Source organism: Pseudomonas sp. LS2P72, from assembly GCF_054897865.1.
This window is the reverse complement of the sequence record NZ_CM142708.1, coordinates 5,919,339-5,935,602: the sequence shown is the minus strand read 5'-3', so window position 1 is coordinate 5,935,602 and position 16,264 is coordinate 5,919,339. Positions and strand designations below refer to the sequence as shown.

The following is a 16,264-nucleotide window of genomic DNA, read 5'->3' as shown; positions in this document are numbered from 1 at the left end:
GCGTCCGAGTGAGAGGCTGCATCGCAAGGAGTTTAGATGAGTGCCGATAAAGCCTACGCGGTCGAGCTGAAGGGACTGACCTTCAAGCGCGGAACGCGCAGCATTTTCAATAACGTCGATATACGTATCCCGCGCGGCAAGGTCACCGGCATCATGGGACCTTCCGGGTGCGGCAAGACTACGCTGTTGCGGCTGATGGGCGCACAGTTGCGGCCCACCAAAGGCGAAGTCTGGGTCAATGGACAGAATCTGCCGAAGCTGTCGCGCAGTGATCTGTTCGATGCGCGAAAGCACATGGGCGTGCTGTTTCAGAGTGGTGCACTGTTCACCGATCTCGATGTGTTCGAGAACGTCGCCTTTCCGCTGCGCGTTCATACCGAACTGCCGGAAGAAATGATCCGGGACATTGTCCTGCTCAAATTGCAGGCCGTGGGCTTGCGTGGCGCCATCGACCTGATGCCTGACGAGTTGTCCGGCGGCATGAAACGTCGTGTCGCTCTGGCTCGGGCGATTGCCCTCGATCCGCAAATCCTCATGTATGACGAGCCCTTTGTCGGCCAGGACCCCATCGCCATGGGTGTGCTGGTGCGCCTGATCCGCCTGCTCAACGATGCGCTGGGCATCACCAGTATCGTGGTGTCCCACGACCTGGCCGAGACCGCGAGCATCGCCGATTACATCTATGTCGTCGGCGAAGGCCAGGTGTTGGGGCAGGGTACTCCCGAGGAGCTGATGAACTCGCAGGAGCCACGCATCCGTCAATTCATGACAGGCGAGCCTGACGGTCCGGTCGCCTATCACTTTCCAGCGACGGATTACCGCGCAGATCTTCTGGGGAAGCGTTGATGCGCAAGATTTCACTAATAGAACGGGTTCGCCGGTTCGGTCACTCTGGCATTGACGTGCTGGGGGTGTTCGGCCGTTCGGCGATATTCCTGTTTCATGCCTTGCTTGGCCGTGGTGGCATCGGCGGCGGTTTTGGCTTGCTGATCAAGCAACTGCATTCGGTGGGCGTGATGTCCCTGGTGATCATCGTGGTCTCCGGGGTATTCATCGGCATGGTGCTGGCGCTGCAAGGTTTCAATATTCTATCCAGCTATGGTTCGGAACAGGCGGTCGGCCAGATGGTTGCGCTGACGCTGTTGCGCGAACTGGGGCCCGTGGTCACGGCATTGCTGTTCGCCGGGCGCGCCGGTTCGGCATTGACTGCCGAAATCGGCAACATGAAGTCCACCGAGCAGTTGTCCAGTCTGGAAATGATTGGTGTCGACCCGCTCAAGTACATCATTGCCCCGCGCCTGTGGGCCGGCTTCATTTCCCTGCCGGTGCTGGCGATGATCTTCAGCGTGGTGGGCATCTGGGGTGGTTCGTGGGTGGCCGTCGACTGGCTGGGTGTCTATGAAGGTTCCTATTGGTCCAACATGCAGAACAGCGTGACTTTTGCAGACGATGTGCTCAACGGCATCATCAAAAGCATCGTTTTCGCCTTTGTCGTGACCTGGATCGCCGTATTCCAAGGCTATGACTGCGAGCCCACTTCCGAGGGGATCAGTCGTGCCACTACCAAGACCGTGGTGTATGCCTCTTTGGCTGTACTCGGCCTGGACTTTATTCTGACCGCCTTGATGTTTGGAGATTTCTGATGCAAAACCGCACCCTGGAAATCGGTGTCGGCCTTTTCTTGCTGGCTGGCATCCTGGCTTTGCTGTTGCTGGCGTTGCGGGTGAGTGGCCTGTCCCCGAGCGCGACCACCGACACGTATAAACTTTATGCGTATTTCGACAATATCGCCGGTTTGACGGTCAGAGCTAAAGTGACCATGGCCGGTGTGACCATCGGCAAGGTCACGGCAATCGATCTGGATCGCGACAGTTTCACCGGTCGAGTGACCATGCAGCTGGAAAAACGCGTAGATAACCTGCCGACTGACTCCACTGCATCTATCCTGACCGCTGGCCTGTTGGGCGAGAAGTACATCGGTCTCAGCGTGGGCGGCGAAGAAGGCTTGCTCAAGGATGGTGGAACCATCCACGACACGCAGTCGTCGTTGGTACTCGAAGACCTGATCGGTAAATTTCTGCTCAATACCGTTAGTAAAGACGCCAAATGAGGAGCTTTTGAATGATCTCTAACTTGCGACGTGGCCTGTTGGTATTACTCGCGGCCCTGCCGTTGATGGCTAACGCCGTGGCAGCGCCTTCAGCGCACGATATCGTGCAGGACACCACCAATCGGTTACTTGCCGATCTGTCGGCCAATAAAGAGAAGTACAAGCAAGACCCGCAAGATTTCTATGCGGCGCTGAACACCATCGTCGGACCTGTTGTGGATGCCGAGGGCATTTCCAAGAGCATCATGACGGTCAAATATTCGCGCAAAGCTACGCCTGCGCAAATGAAGACCTTTGAAGAAAACTTCAAAAAGGGTCTGTTCCAGTTCTATGGCAACGCTTTGCTCGAGTACAACAACCAGGGGATCGTCGTCGACCCTGCCAAGGATGAGTCGGGAGACCGTACAAGCGTTGCCATGACGGTCAAAGGCACCAACGGCGCGATCTATCCTGTGTCTTACACACTCGAAAAGATCAATGGCGAGTGGAAGCTGCGCAACGTGATCATCAACGGCATCAACATCGGCAAGCTGTTCCGTGATCAGTTCGCTGATGCGATGCAGCGCAATGGCAACGACCTGGACAAGACCATCAATGGTTGGGCCGGGGAAGTCGCCAAAGCCAAGGAAGCCAGTCAGAGCCAAATACCCGAGACGCAATCTCAATGAGTGTGTCGGCCATTCGCATGAGCGAATCCGGCGAGCTGATGCTTAGTGGCATGCTGGATTACCGCACTGGCCCCGGTTTGCGCAAGCAGGGGCAGGCGCTGATCAAATCCAGCAAGGCCGCTGCACTGGTGGTCGATTGCTCGGCAGTGTTGAAGTCCAGCAGTGTCGGCTTGTCGCTGCTGCTGTGCTTCATGCGTGATGCAGAGGCGGCCGGCAAGGCGCTGAGCATCCGCGGGATGCCAGAAGACATGCGCGAAATCGCTCAGGTCAGCGAATTGACCGAGCTGTTGGCGCATCCCTAACCGCATCTATAAAGAAGCCCCCCGTCAGAGTCCTGCTTCGCGGGGTTCGCAGGCGCGGGGCTTTTTTGTATGATGTCCGACCCGCGCGCACAGGGCGCCGATTGAGGTTGAGCATGCAGGCCGTAGAAGTGAAGAGCTTCCTTGAAGGAAAGCTGCCCGGAACCCTAGTAGAAGTCGAGGGCGAAGGCTGCAACTTTCAGCTGAACGTGATTAGCGATGAACTGGCGGCGTTGAGCCCGGTGAAGCGTCAGCAGCAGATCTATGCCCATTTGAACCCATGGATCACCGATGGCAGCATCCATGCGGTCACTATGAAATTTTTCAGCAGCGCGGCCTGGGCCGAGCGCACCTGAGCCCAAGGGCGTCGAGATTCTTATGGATAAATTGATAATTACCGGTGGCGTTCGTCTTGATGGCGAAATCCGCATCTCCGGGGCAAAGAACTCTGCCCTGCCGATCCTGGCTGCAACCTTACTGTGCGATGGCCCGGTGACTGTTGCCAACCTGCCGCACCTGCACGACATCACCACCATGATCGAGCTGTTCGGTCGTATGGGCATCGAGCCGGTGATCGACGAGAAACTCAGCGTTGAAATCGACCCGCGCACCATCAAGACCCTGATCGCGCCGTACGAACTGGTGAAAACCATGCGTGCGTCGATCCTGGTGCTGGGCCCAATGGTTGCCCGTTTCGGTGAAGCCGAAGTCGCACTGCCTGGCGGTTGCGCCATTGGTTCGCGTCCGGTTGACCTGCACATTCGTGGCCTCGAAGCCATGGGCGCGGTCATCGACGTCGAAGGCGGCTACATCAAGGCCAAGGCGCCTGAAGGTGGCCTGCGCGGTGCGCACTTCTTCTTCGACACCGTCAGTGTGACCGGTACCGAAAACATCATGATGGCGGCCGCTCTGGCCAAGGGCCGCAGCGTTCTGGCAAACGCCGCTCGCGAGCCTGAAGTCATCGACCTGGCGAATTTCCTGATCGCCATGGGCGCCAAGATCACTGGCGCCGGCACCGACACCATCACCATCGATGGCGTCGAGCGTCTGCACCCGACCACTTACAAAGTGATGCCTGACCGTATCGAGACCGGCACCTATCTGGTCGCTGCTGCCGTGACCGGCGGTCGTGTGAAGGTCAAGGACACCGATCCGACCATCCTCGAAGCCGTACTTGAGAAACTCAAGGAGTCGGGCGCGGAAATCACTTGTGGCGAAGACTGGATCGAGCTGAACATGCACGGCAAGCGGCCAAAAGCCGTTAACGTGCGTACTGCTCCGTACCCGGCGTTCCCGACTGACATGCAGGCGCAGTTCATCTCGCTCAACGCCATTGCCGAAGGCACTGGTGCCGTGATCGAGACGATCTTCGAAAACCGCTTCATGCACGTTTACGAACTGCACCGCATGGGCGCTCACATCCAGGTCGAAGGCAACACCGCCATTGTTACCGGCATCGAAAAGCTCAAGGGCGCGCCAGTCATGGCCACCGACCTGCGTGCTTCGGCCAGCCTGGTGATCTCGGCGTTGATTGCTGAAGGTGACACCTTGATCGATCGCATCTACCACATCGACCGTGGTTACGAGTGCATCGAAGAGAAACTGCAGATGCTCGGCGCCAAGATCCGCCGCGTACCGGGCTAGTTTCTGCTGCATGGGTACAGGGACGTGCCCGTTGATTTGTTGAAGTCGAGCCGGTTTCCGGCTCGATGTGTGTCCGGCGCCATTTGCGACCGGGCATGAGTACCTTGATAAGGACTGACGTTTCCCATGTTGACCATCGCACTGTCCAAGGGCCGCATCCTTGACGACACCCTGCCGCTTCTGGCTGAAGCGGGCATCGTGCCGACCGAGAATCCGGACAAGAGCCGCAAGCTGATCATCCCCACGACTCAGGCCGATGTACGTCTGCTGATCGTGCGCGCCACCGATGTGCCGACTTACGTCGAGCATGGTGCCGCTGACCTGGGCGTCGCCGGTAAAGATGTGCTGATGGAATACGGCGGCCAGGGTTTGTACGAGCCATTGGACCTGCGAATTGCCCTCTGCAAGCTGATGACCGCCGGCCGTGTCGGTGATGTCGAGCCCAAGGGCCGCCTGCGTGTGGCGACCAAATTCGTCAACGTTGCCAAGCGTTACTACGCCGAACAGGGCCGTCAGGTCGACATCATCAAGCTCTATGGCTCGATGGAACTGGCGCCGCTGATCGGTCTGGCAGACAAGATCATCGACGTGGTCGACACCGGCAACACCCTGCGCGCCAATGGCCTGGAACCTCAGGATTTCATTGCTGACATCAGCTCCCGGCTGATCGTAAACAAAGCTTCGATGAAAATGCAGCACGCCCGTATCCAGGCGTTGATCGACACCCTGCGCAAGGCAGTGGAGTCTCGACACCGCGGCTGATTCACCTGCGCGACCTTGAGTCGCGCCCGTCTATCCGCCTCATAGCCAGAATCTCAGGTGCCCAAGCGGAAACGACTGCTAAGTTAGGGCGCCTGAGTTTTTGCCATTCCTATGAGGCTCTCGCTATGACCGCACCGACTGCAATTCGCCGACTCAACGCTGCTGACCCGGATTTCGCACATCATCTGGATCATCTGCTGAGCTGGGAAAGTGTGTCTGACGACTCGGTCAATCAGCGGGTGCTGGACATCATCAAGGCCGTGCGCGAGCGTGGCGATGCGGCGCTGGTGGAATTCACCCAGAAGTTCGACGGCCTGCAGGTCGCGTCCATGGCGGACCTGATCCTGCCTCGTGAGCGCCTGGAACTGGCCCTGACCCGAATCACCGTGCCTCAGCGTGAAGCGCTGGAAAAAGCCGCGTCCCGAGTCCGCAGCTACCACGAGAAACAGAAGCAGGATTCCTGGAGCTACACCGAAGCCGACGGGACCGTGCTGGGCCAGAAAGTTACGCCGCTGGATCGCGCCGGCCTGTACGTACCGGGCGGCAAGGCGTCGTACCCGTCCTCGGTACTGATGAACGCAATTCCGGCCAAGGTGGCCGGCGTGACTGAAGTGGTCATGGTGGTGCCGACGCCGCGTGGCGAACTCAACGAGCTGGTGCTGGCCGCCGCCTGCATCGCCGGCGTCGACCGCGTGTTCACCATCGGCGGTGCTCAAGCGGTCGCCGCGCTGGCGTACGGCACCGAAAGTGTGCCGAAGGTCGACAAGGTGGTCGGTCCGGGCAACATCTACGTCGCCACCGCCAAGCGCCACGTGTTCGGCCAGGTCGGCATCGACATGATCGCCGGCCCATCCGAAATCCTCGTGGTCTGCGACGGCCAGACTGATCCGGACTGGATCGCCATGGACCTGTTCTCCCAGGCCGAGCACGACGAAGACGCCCAGGCGATTCTGGTCAGCCCGGACGCCGAGTTCCTCGACAAGGTCGCCGCCAGCATCGCCAAACTGCTGCCGAGCATGGAACGCGCCGAGATCATCGAAACGTCGATCAACGGCCGTGGTGCGCTGATCAAGGTCCGCGATATGGACCAAGCCATCGAAGTGGCCAACCGCATCGCGCCGGAACACCTGGAGTTGTCGGTTGCCGATCCGCAGGCCTGGTTGCCGCAGATCCGTCACGCCGGCGCGATCTTCATGGGCCGCCACACCTCCGAAGCCTTGGGCGACTACTGCGCCGGTCCGAACCACGTGTTGCCAACCTCCGGCACCGCGCGTTTCTCCTCGCCGCTGGGTGTGTACGACTTCCAGAAGCGTTCGTCGATCATCTTCTGCTCCGAGCAGGGTGCCTCCGAACTGGGCAAAACCGCTTCCGTGCTGGCCCGTGGCGAGTCGCTGACCGCCCACGCCCGCAGCGCCGAATACCGCATCGTTGACGACAAGAAGGGCAACTGAACATGAGTAAATTCTGGAGTCCCTTCGTCAAGAGTCTGGTGCCTTACGTGCCGGGCGAGCAGCCGAAACTGGCGAAACTGGTGAAGCTCAACACCAACGAAAACCCGTACGGTCCCTCACCAAAAGCCTTGGCGGCGATGCAGACCGAACTGAATGACAATTTGCGTCTGTACCCGGACCCGAACAGTGACTTGATGAAGAGCGCCGTGGCCACGTATTACGGCGTACAGAGCAATCAGGTGTTTCTCGGCAACGGTTCCGATGAAGTCCTGGCGCACATCTTTCACGGTTTGCTGCAACATGATAATCCGGTCCTGTTCCCGGACATCAGCTACAGCTTCTACCCGGTTTACTGCGGTTTGTACGGCATTGCCTTCGACGCGGTGCCGCTGGATGAGCAGTTCCAGATCACCCCGGCGGACTACGCCAAGCCGAACGGCGGGATCATCTTCCCTAACCCGAACGCACCGACTGGCTGCCTGTTGGCGCTGGATGCCGTGGAGCAAATCCTCAAGGCCAGCCCGGATTCAGTGGTCGTGGTGGATGAGGCTTACATCGATTTCGGCGGTGAGACGGCGATCAGCCTGGTGGGTCGTTATCCGAACTTGCTGGTGACTCAGACTTTGTCCAAGTCTCGTTCTCTGGCCGGCCTGCGGGTTGGTTTGGCGGTTGGGCATCCGGACCTGATCGAGGCGCTGGAGCGGATCAAGAACAGCTTCAACTCCTATCCGCTGGATCGACTGGCGAATGTCGGTGCAGCCGCAGCGTTCGAAGATCGTGAGTACTTCGACAAGACCTGCCGGTTGGTCATCGAGAATCGTGAATGGGTCGTTACGCGATTGGAAGCGAAGGGCTTTAAGGTGTTGCCGTCGGCGGCGAACTTCATTTTCGCCCGTCATCCGAAACACGATGCGGCGGGGCTGGCGGCGAAGTTGCGCGAGCAAGGCGTGATCGTTCGGCACTTCAAGCAGGAACGGATTGCCCAGTTCCTGCGGATCTCGATTGGCACACCGGAGCAGAATCAGGCGCTGATCGACGGCCTGGGCGACCTCTGATCCAACACTGAACCTGTGGGAGCGAGCCTGCTCGCGATAGCGGTTCGGCATTCAACATCAATTCTGAATGTCATGGCCCCATCGTCGGAACGCCGCCCGGAGCCGGCTCGCTCCCACAGGTTTTGTGTGGTGGCTGGTTACTCGTGATGTGGTTCGCCAAGGAAGGTCAGTGACGTGAACAGCCCGCGTGTCGCCACATCCGGGTTGTCCTTCAGCGGAATCTCCATCTGTGCCGCAATCACATTCAATCCTTCATTACGCACCAGTACTTGCGCCCGACCCTCTGCATCGGTCTCGGTGCTTAACGTATTCGGCGCGCTGCGATAGTCGCCCACCAGCTTCACACCCGCCGCCGGCTTACCGTCCAATAGCACTCGAACCGGCAACGATTTACCCGGCCCAACGGTCAGCGGATCAACCTCCGGCAGAATCAGCAATTTCATCTGATCCAGCTTCGGCAACTTCGCCCCCGGTTGGTAGATCGCCAGGCTGTATTTGAAGGTCTGGGTCGACTCAATGGCCCCCGGTACTTTGCTGCGTCCTTCGTTGATCCATTTTTTATCCGCGGTCTGCGACCACATGCCGTTGTTCAGTGCCACGGCCAGTACTGCCGGTGGTTTCAACGGCTTCAGGCGGGCGTGGTCGGCCAGGCGTTGTACGCTCACCGGGATCATTTTGCCGCCGACGTCATAAGCCCACGCGCCACTGATTTTCTGCGCCTTGAAGGCGTTGTCTTCGGCGCCGTGGCCGTAGACGACTTCGATGTTGCCGCGACGTTGTTCGGTCCAGAGACCGTGGGCCGAAACTTGGCTGGCACATAACAGGCCGACCAGCAGACCGGGTAGCGCCAGGGATTTTAGATGTTGCATGGTGACGTCCTTTTTACAGATTGAGTGTCAGGCTGACGGTGAAATTGCGCGGTTCGCCGGGGTTGACCCAGTAGTTGCTGTAGGAGCGCTCGAAGTATTTCTCGTCGAAAAGGTTGTTCAGGTTCAGGCCTAAGGTGACGTTTTCGCTGGCCTTGTAATGGGCCAGCAGGTCGACGGTGTGGTAGGCCGGCAGCTCGAAATCGCTGCCGGCTTCACCTGAGCGATCGCCGACATAGGTGATCGCTGCACCAAGGTCCGAACCGCGTAAATGGCCATCCTGAAATTCATAAACGCCCAACAGACTGCCGCTGCGTTTGGCCACCCCGAGAATTCGGCTGCCGGTGGGAAAGACCTTGTCGCCCTGGGTGACTTCGGCATCGATGTAAGCGAAGGCGCCGATCACTCGCACGGCGTCGGTCACTTGCCCGGTGACTTGCAGGTCGACACCCTGGCTGCGGGCCTTGCCCATGGCGCGGCTGGAGTCGGTGCTCGGATCGAGCGCCAGGACGTTTTCCTTTTCGATATGGAAGGCGGCGAGGGTGGTACTCAAGCGGTCGTCGAACAGCTCGTTCTTGATCCCGACTTCATAACCGACGCCTTCTTCCGGGTCGAAGGATTTGCCGGCGGCGTCCAGCCCGTTGTTCGGCTTGAACGAGGTGGAGGCGTTGGCGAATAACCCCACTTCGGGCGTCAGTTGGTAGAGCAGGCCGGCTCGCTGGGTCAGGGCATCGTGGCGCTGGCGGCTGGTCGCGTTGCGGCTGTGATCGTCGATGCGTTGTTCAAAGTGTTCGAAGCGCGCACCGATCATGCCGCGCAGTTTGTCGGTGAAAACGATCTGGTCTTGAAGGTTCAGTGCCTGGCTTTCGACGTGCTCGAAGAAGTCGGTCCCGGAGCGTGCGCCATTGGGTTTCGGCTGGCCGTATATCGGTCGATAAATATCGATGGCGTACGGGCCACCGGCAATGGTGGTGACCCGCTCGTTCTTGCGGAAATCCTCGTATTCGCTGCCGATCAGCAGTTCGTGTTGCCAACTGCCGATGTCGAACAAACCGCGCAGTTCGAGTTGGGTGATGCTGTCATGCCAATTGGTATCGCGCTCGCGATAGCGACGGTTGACGGTGTGGCCGTCAGCGTTCAAGGGACGATTTTCCGAGGCGAAGCCCCAGAGTTTGCCTTCCTTGTAATGGCTGGCGAGGCGCAGTTTCCAGCTATCGTTGAGCTGATGTTCGAGGGCGGCTTGCAGCAGATTGTTGTGGTTGTCGATGTTGCCGTCGTTGGGTTCGCCAAGGAAGGTCGAACGGGAGACGCCGCTCCATTTATTGTTCGGCGCGACGATACCTCGATCGAATGTCGAGCTGTGGCGAACGAATTCGCTCTCCACCAACAGGCTGGTGTCCGGGTTCAGTTGCCAGCTGAAGGAAGGCGCAACGAACACACGCTGGCTGTCGACATGATCGCGGAAGCTGTGGTTGTCCTCGACGGCCAGGTTCACCCGGGACAGGACGTTGCCGTCATCATCGAGCGGCGTGTTGACGTCCACGGCGGTGCGATAGCGATCCCAGCTGCCGGCGCTGGTTTGCAGTGTGGTGAAGGCTTCGGGCTGGGGTTTCTTGGTAACGATGTTCACCGTACCGCCCGGATCGCCACGACCATAGAGGCTGGCGGCCGGTCCTTTGAGCACTTCGATGCGTTCGATGTTGGCCACGTCCGGCGTGCTCGGATAGCCACGGTTGGCGCTGAAACCGTCCTTGTAGAACTCCGAAGTGGTGAAGCCGCGCACGCTGTATTCGTAGAGCGTCAGGCCGCCGAAGTTGTTCTGCTTCGACACGCCACCGGCAAAATCCAGCGCGCGTTCGACGCTGGTGCTGCCCAGGTCCTTGAGCACACTGACGGGAATCACATTGATCGATTGCGGGATATCGCGAATGGCCGTGTCGGTTTTGGTTGCGCTGGAGGAGCGCGTGGCGCGGTAACCCTTGACCGGGCCGATGGGGGATTCGTACTCGGAGGTGACGCTGATGGCGTCCAGTTCAACGGTTAGCGATTCTTCGGCGAAGACCGGATCCCCCAGCAAACCGAGGGCCAGGCCTGCGAGGGAAGCCATTGTTCGAGACGACATGTTATGTTGTTCCAATAGTGATATTGAAACAATATAACATGACCAATGAGAATGTCTGCTGTTAACGGTTTCGGAGTTGTGGAGCTGCTGAGGGCGCAGCTCCTACCGCTTACTCCGCTTCTTTTTCCTTGATCGGCGCCGGCGGCGGACGCAAACCGATCTCGGCGGTGAGCTTGAGCTCTTTGCCGTTGCGCATCACCTGGATCGTGACCTTGTCGGTCGGTTTGATCCGCGCGACCTGATTCATTGAACGACGCCCATCGCCGGCCGGTTCGCCGTCGATGCTGAGGATCACGTCACCCAGTTGCAGGCCGGCCTTCTGCGCCGGACCGTCACGGAAAATCCCCGCGACCACAATGCCCGGGCGCCCCGACAGACCAAACGATTCCGCGAGTTCCTGGCTCAACGGCTGCACTTCGATACCGAGCCAGCCGCGAATCACCTGGCCGTGTTCGATGATCGACTTCATCACTTCCATAGCCAGTTTCACCGGAATGGCGAAACCGATGCCCTGCGATCCGCCGGACTTGGAGAAGATCGCGGTGTTGATGCCGGTCAGGTTGCCGTTGGCATCCACCAGCGCACCGCCGGAGTTGCCGGGGTTGATCGCCGCGTCGGTCTGGATGAAGTCCTCGTAGTTGTTCAAGCCCAGCTGATTGCGCCCGGTGGCGCTGATGATGCCCATGGTCACGGTCTGGCCGACACCGAACGGGTTGCCGATGGCTAGGGCTACGTCGCCGATGCGGATGTTGTCGGAACGCCCGACAGTGATCGATGGAAGATTCTTCAAGTCGATCTTCAGGACAGCAAGGTCGGTTTCCGGGTCGCTGCCGATCACTCGGGCCAGGGTTTCACGACCGTCCTTGAGCGCCACCACGATCTGGTCGGCGCCGGTGGTCACGTGGTTGTTGGTCAGCAGGTAACCTTCCGGGCTCATGATCACGCCTGAACCGAGGCTCGACTCCATGCGCTTCTGTTTGGGCGAGTTGTCGCCGAAGAAGCGGCGGAACTGCGGATCTTCGAACAGCGGATGGCTGGGTTTATTGACCACTTTGGTGGTGTACAGGTTGACCACCGACGGCGCGGCCGTGGTCACCGCGTCGGCATACGACACCGGGCCCTGCTGCAGACCGAGGGTTTGCGGGGCTTGTTGCAGATTGACGTCCAGGTTCGGTAGCCCGACCCATTCCGGGTAACGCTGCATAATCAATAGAGCGATAAGCACGCCGGCCAACAGCGGCCAGCCGGAAAAACGCAGCGCCTTGAACATTAAGCACGTCCTGAGAGGTTGCAGGCGGTATGAGACCGCCCATAATGTCGCGCATTATACGAGGCGATGCGTGCCTCCGAACGGGATATTTAGGAGTCTTTTATGGCCGTCGCCCTGAGCACCCTGGTCGAAGAAGCCGACCGTTACCTTAACATTGCAAAGATTGCCGATTACTGCCCCAACGGGTTGCAGGTCGAAGGCCGGCCGCAAGTGATGCGCATTGTCAGCGGTGTTACCGCCAGCCAGGCGTTGCTCGACGCCGCTGTGGAAGCCAGTGCCGACCTGGTGCTGGTGCATCACGGTTATTTCTGGAAAGGCGAGAATCCGTGCATTACCGGCATGAAACAGCGTCGGTTGAAAACCCTGCTCAAGCACGATATCAGCCTGTTGTCCTACCATCTGCCGCTGGATCTGCATCCGGAAGTCGGCAATAACGTGCAGCTGGCACGTCAGCTCGATATCACCGTGGAAGGCCCATTGGACCCCGACAATCTCAAAATTGTCGGCCTGGTTGGTTCATTGAACGAGCCAGTGACGCCCCGCGATTTTGCCCGTCGCGTACAAGAAGTCATGGGGCGCGAGCCGTTGCTGATCGAAGGCAGCGAGATGATTCGCCGCGTTGGCTGGTGCACCGGTGGCGGTCAGGGGTACATCGATCAGGCCGTGCTGGCTGGCGTCGACTTGTACCTCAGCGGTGAGGCGTCCGAACAGACCTTCCACAGCGCCCGGGAAAACAACATCAGCTTCATCGCCGCCGGCCACCACGCCACCGAGCGCTATGGCGTGCAGGCACTCGGGGATTTTCTGGCGAGACGCTTCGCCCTTGAGCACATCTTCATCGATTGCCCGAACCCCATCTGACTTGCGGACTCCCTGACTGGAATACAGCCATCCTGTAGGAGCTGAGCTTGCTCGCGATGGCGATCTTAAGGACGCCATCGCCGGCAAGCCGTGCTCCTACAGGGGATCGCCATTCATTTGCCCAAACGCGGGGGTATATTCATATACCCTTTCGATCTAGTCGGCGTCCTGATTAGAAGAGGTCGCTGTGCTAGGATTCCTCGCTCGAACACGGCCCGCTGGCCGTCCATAAGATCGTTTTCGTGAGTAGCCATGGTCGACAAACTGACGCATCTGAAACAGCTGGAGGCCGAAAGCATCCACATCATCCGCGAGGTCGCCGCCGAGTTCGATAACCCGGTGATGCTGTACTCCGTCGGTAAAGACTCTGCCGTGATGCTGCACCTTGCGCGCAAGGCATTCTTCCCGGGCAAACTGCCGTTCCCGGTGATGCACGTCGACACCCGGTGGAAGTTCAAGGAAATGTACGCGTTCCGCGACCGCATGGTCGAAGACCTCGGCCTGGACCTGATCGTGCACGTGAACCCCGATGGCGTCGCGCAGGGCATCAACCCGCTGACCCACGGCAGCGCCAAGCACACCGACATCATGAAAACCGAAGGCCTCAAGCAAGCCCTCGACAAGTACGGTTTCGATGCCGCTTTCGGTGGTGCCCGTCGTGACGAAGAGAAATCCCGCGCCAAAGAGCGCGTGTATTCCTTCCGCGACACCAAGCACCGCTGGGACCCGAAAAACCAGCGTCCCGAGTTGTGGAACGTCTACAACGGCAAGGTCAACAAGGGCGAATCGATCCGTGTTTTCCCGTTGTCGAACTGGACCGAACTGGACATCTGGCAGTACATCTACCTCGAAGGCATCCCGATTGTGCCGCTGTATTTCGCCGCCGAGCGCGACGTCATCGAGATGAATGGCACCTGGATCATGATCGACGACGAGCGCCTGCTCAATCACCTGAGCGATGAAGACAAGGCGCGCATCGTCAAGAAGAAGGTCCGTTTCCGCACACTCGGCGACTACCCGTTGACCGGTGCGGTCGAGTCCGAGGCCACCAGCCTGACCGACATCATTCAGGAAATGCTCCTGACGCGAACTTCCGAACGCCAGGGCCGGGTCATCGATCACGATGGCGCAGGCTCGATGGAAGAAAAGAAACGTCAGGGTTATTTCTAAGGGGTTGTCATGTCGCACGCATCTGATTTGATCAGCGAGGACATCCTCGCCTATCTGGGCCAGCACGAACGCAAGGAAATGCTGCGCTTTCTTACCTGTGGCAACGTCGACGACGGCAAGAGCACCCTGATCGGGCGCCTGCTGCACGACTCCAAAATGATCTACGAAGATCACCTGGAAGCCATTACCCGCGACTCGAAAAAAGTCGGCACCACCGGTGATGACATCGACCTGGCATTGCTGGTCGACGGCCTGCAGGCCGAGCGTGAGCAGGGCATCACCATCGATGTCGCTTACCGCTACTTCTCCACCGCCAAGCGCAAATTCATCATCGCCGACACCCCTGGCCATGAGCAGTACACCCGCAACATGGCCACTGGTGCGTCCACCTGCGACCTGGCGATCATCCTGGTCGACGCCCGTTACGGCGTGCAGACCCAGACCCGTCGCCACAGCTTCATTGCCTCGTTGCTGGGCATCAAGCACATCGTTGTCGCCATCAACAAGATGGACCTCAACGGCTTCGACGAAACAGTCTTCGAGTCGATCAAGGCCGATTACCTGAAGTTCGCCGAAGGCATCGCGTTCAAGCCGAGCACCATGGCCTTCGTGCCGATGTCGGCGCTGAAAGGCGACAACGTGGTGAACAAGTCCGAGCGTTCGCCGTGGTACACCGGCCAGTCGCTGATGGAAATTCTCGAGACCGTCGAGATCGCCAACGACCGCAACTACACCGACCTGCGTTTCCCAGTGCAGTACGTCAACCGTCCGAACCTGAACTTCCGTGGTTTCGCCGGTACCCTGGCCAGCGGCGTCGTGCACAAGGGCGACGAAGTCGTTGTGCTGCCGTCGGGCAAGAGCAGTCGCGTGAAGTCCATTGTCACCTTCGAAGGTGAGCTGGAGCATGCCGGTCCTGGTCAAGCGGTGACGCTGACCATGGAAGACGAGATCGACATCTCCCGCGGCGACTTGCTGGTGCACGCTGACAATCTGCCGCAAGTGACTGACGCGTTCGACGCCATGCTGGTGTGGATGGCCGAAGAACCGATGCTGCCGGGCAAGAAATACGACATCAAGCGCGCGACCACCTACGTGCCGGGTTCGATCACCAGCATCGTCAACCGCGTTGACGTGAACACCCTGGAAGAAGGTCCGGCCAGTTCGTTGCACTTGAACGAGATCGGTCGGGTCAAGATCAGCCTCGACGCAGCCATTGCGCTGGACGGTTACGCGAGCAACCGCACCACCGGTTCGTTTATCGTCATCGATCGTTTGACCAATGGCACCGTCGCGGCCGGCATGATCATCGCTCAGCCGTTGAGCCATGGCACCAGCACGCACCACGGCAAACTGGCGCACGTCGCCACCGAAGAACGCGCCCAGCGCTTCGGCCAGCAACCGGCCACCGTGTTGTTCAGCGGCTTGTCGGGCGCCGGCAAAAGCACCCTGGCTTACGCGGTTGAACGCAAGCTGTTCGACATGGGCCGCGCGGTGTTTGTACTCGATGGCCAGAACCTGCGTCATGACCTGAACAAAGGTCTACCACAGGATCGCGCCGGGCGTACCGAGAACTGGCGTCGTGCGGCGCACGTTGCGCGTCAGTTCAACGAAGCGGGTCTGCTGACACTGGCGGCCTTCGTTGCGCCAAGTGCCGAAGGTCGTGAGCAAGCCAGGGAGCTGATCGGCAAGGAGCGTCTGCTGACGGTCTACGTCCAGGCCTCTCCGACGGTCTGTGCCGAGCGTGACCCACAAGGCCTGTACGCGGCGGCCGGGGATAACATCCCGGGCGATTCCTTCCCGTACGACGTGCCGCTGGACGCCGACCTCGTGGTCGATACCCAGTCGCTGTCGCTGGAAGAAAGCGTCAAGCAAGTGCTGGATCTGCTGCGCAAGCGTGGCGCGATCTAAGCGTTAGCCGTTAATAAAAAACCCGCCGATGAGTGATCATCGGCGGGTTTTTTGTGTCCCTAAGATCGCCATCGCGAG

16 protein-coding genes are annotated in these 16,264 nt (G+C 59.4%); 13 read left to right on the top strand and 3 right to left on the bottom strand.

Going from position 1 to position 16,264, the window contains the following annotated elements:
• Positions 1–36 precede the first annotated feature (36 nt).
• The 10 genes from ACYZUA_RS27285 (at position 37) to hisC (ending at position 7,989) form a co-directional block, all read left to right on the top strand.
• Positions 37–846 carry an ATP-binding cassette domain-containing protein gene (locus ACYZUA_RS27285; RefSeq protein WP_046045860.1) on the top strand — a complete coding sequence of 270 codons (810 nt, stop codon included), beginning with the start codon at positions 37–39 and terminating at the stop codon, positions 844–846.
• Positions 846–1,643, top strand: a complete 798-nt coding sequence (gene mlaE, locus ACYZUA_RS27280; protein WP_008150745.1) for a lipid asymmetry maintenance ABC transporter permease subunit MlaE — start codon at positions 846–848, stop codon at positions 1,641–1,643. The genes ACYZUA_RS27285 and mlaE overlap by 1 nt, the downstream gene beginning before the upstream one ends.
• The gene (mlaD, locus tag ACYZUA_RS27275; protein ID WP_046045861.1) at positions 1,643–2,110 is read left to right on the top strand and encodes an outer membrane lipid asymmetry maintenance protein MlaD; all 468 of its coding nucleotides are present in this window, start codon (positions 1,643–1,645) and stop codon (positions 2,108–2,110) included. Before mlaE ends, mlaD begins: the two co-directional genes overlap by 1 nt.
• 11 nt (positions 2,111–2,121) lie before the next feature.
• Positions 2,122–2,778: an MlaC/ttg2D family ABC transporter substrate-binding protein gene (locus tag ACYZUA_RS27270; RefSeq protein ID WP_461961341.1), complete on the top strand. Its 657-nt coding sequence runs from the start codon at positions 2,122–2,124 to the stop codon at positions 2,776–2,778.
• Positions 2,775–3,080, top strand: coding sequence for an STAS domain-containing protein (locus ACYZUA_RS27265; protein WP_074873797.1), 306 nt, complete (start codon positions 2,775–2,777; stop codon positions 3,078–3,080). The genes ACYZUA_RS27270 and ACYZUA_RS27265 overlap by 4 nt, the downstream gene beginning before the upstream one ends.
• Before the next feature lie 113 nt (positions 3,081–3,193).
• Positions 3,194–3,433, top strand: a complete 240-nt coding sequence (locus tag ACYZUA_RS27260) for a BolA family protein (RefSeq protein WP_007912386.1) — start codon at positions 3,194–3,196, stop codon at positions 3,431–3,433.
• A gap of 22 nt (positions 3,434–3,455) precedes the next feature.
• Positions 3,456–4,721, top strand: coding sequence for a UDP-N-acetylglucosamine 1-carboxyvinyltransferase (murA, locus tag ACYZUA_RS27255; protein WP_046052892.1), 1,266 nt, complete (start codon positions 3,456–3,458; stop codon positions 4,719–4,721).
• Between the two features lie 126 nt (positions 4,722–4,847).
• Complete coding sequence (gene hisG / locus ACYZUA_RS27250) at positions 4,848–5,483, top strand: ATP phosphoribosyltransferase (RefSeq protein WP_007901570.1); 636 nt, start codon at positions 4,848–4,850, stop codon at positions 5,481–5,483.
• Positions 5,484–5,608: 125 nt separating this feature from the next.
• Positions 5,609–6,934 (top strand): histidinol dehydrogenase, encoded by a 1,326-nt coding sequence (hisD, locus tag ACYZUA_RS27245; RefSeq protein WP_461961340.1) that lies wholly within the window; start codon positions 5,609–5,611, stop codon positions 6,932–6,934.
• A 2-nt stretch (positions 6,935–6,936) separates the two neighbouring features.
• On the top strand, positions 6,937–7,989 hold the full coding sequence (gene hisC, locus ACYZUA_RS27240; protein ID WP_461961339.1) for a histidinol-phosphate transaminase: 1,053 nt from the start codon (positions 6,937–6,939) through the stop codon (positions 7,987–7,989).
• Between the two features lie 137 nt (positions 7,990–8,126).
• Here the strand turns inward: hisC and ACYZUA_RS27235 are convergent, their stop codons facing one another.
• The 3 genes from ACYZUA_RS27235 to algW form a co-directional block, all read right to left on the bottom strand.
• Positions 8,127–8,858 (bottom strand): DUF4198 domain-containing protein, encoded by a 732-nt coding sequence (locus tag ACYZUA_RS27235; protein WP_461961338.1) that lies wholly within the window; start codon positions 8,856–8,858, stop codon positions 8,127–8,129.
• 13 nt (positions 8,859–8,871) lie between these two features.
• The gene (locus ACYZUA_RS27230) at positions 8,872–10,977 is read right to left on the bottom strand and encodes a TonB-dependent siderophore receptor (RefSeq protein ID WP_461961337.1); all 2,106 of its coding nucleotides are present in this window, start codon (positions 10,975–10,977) and stop codon (positions 8,872–8,874) included.
• A gap of 109 nt (positions 10,978–11,086) precedes the next feature.
• Positions 11,087–12,247: a Do family serine endopeptidase AlgW gene (gene algW, locus ACYZUA_RS27225; RefSeq protein ID WP_461961336.1), complete on the bottom strand. Its 1,161-nt coding sequence runs from the start codon at positions 12,245–12,247 to the stop codon at positions 11,087–11,089.
• A gap of 102 nt (positions 12,248–12,349) precedes the next feature.
• Between algW and ACYZUA_RS27220 the strand changes: the two genes are divergently transcribed.
• The 3 genes from ACYZUA_RS27220 (at position 12,350) to cysN (ending at position 16,186) form a co-directional block, all read left to right on the top strand.
• Positions 12,350–13,108 carry a Nif3-like dinuclear metal center hexameric protein gene (locus ACYZUA_RS27220; RefSeq protein ID WP_461961335.1) on the top strand — a complete coding sequence of 253 codons (759 nt, stop codon included), beginning with the start codon at positions 12,350–12,352 and terminating at the stop codon, positions 13,106–13,108.
• Positions 13,109–13,360: 252 nt separating this feature from the next.
• Positions 13,361–14,278 (top strand): sulfate adenylyltransferase subunit CysD, encoded by a 918-nt coding sequence (gene cysD / locus ACYZUA_RS27215; RefSeq protein ID WP_403140041.1) that lies wholly within the window; start codon positions 13,361–13,363, stop codon positions 14,276–14,278.
• 9 nt (positions 14,279–14,287) lie between these two features.
• A complete protein-coding gene (cysN, locus tag ACYZUA_RS27210) occupies positions 14,288–16,186 on the top strand; it encodes a sulfate adenylyltransferase subunit CysN (RefSeq protein ID WP_403140040.1) in 1,899 nt (632 codons plus the stop codon).
• Positions 16,187–16,264 lie beyond the last annotated feature (78 nt).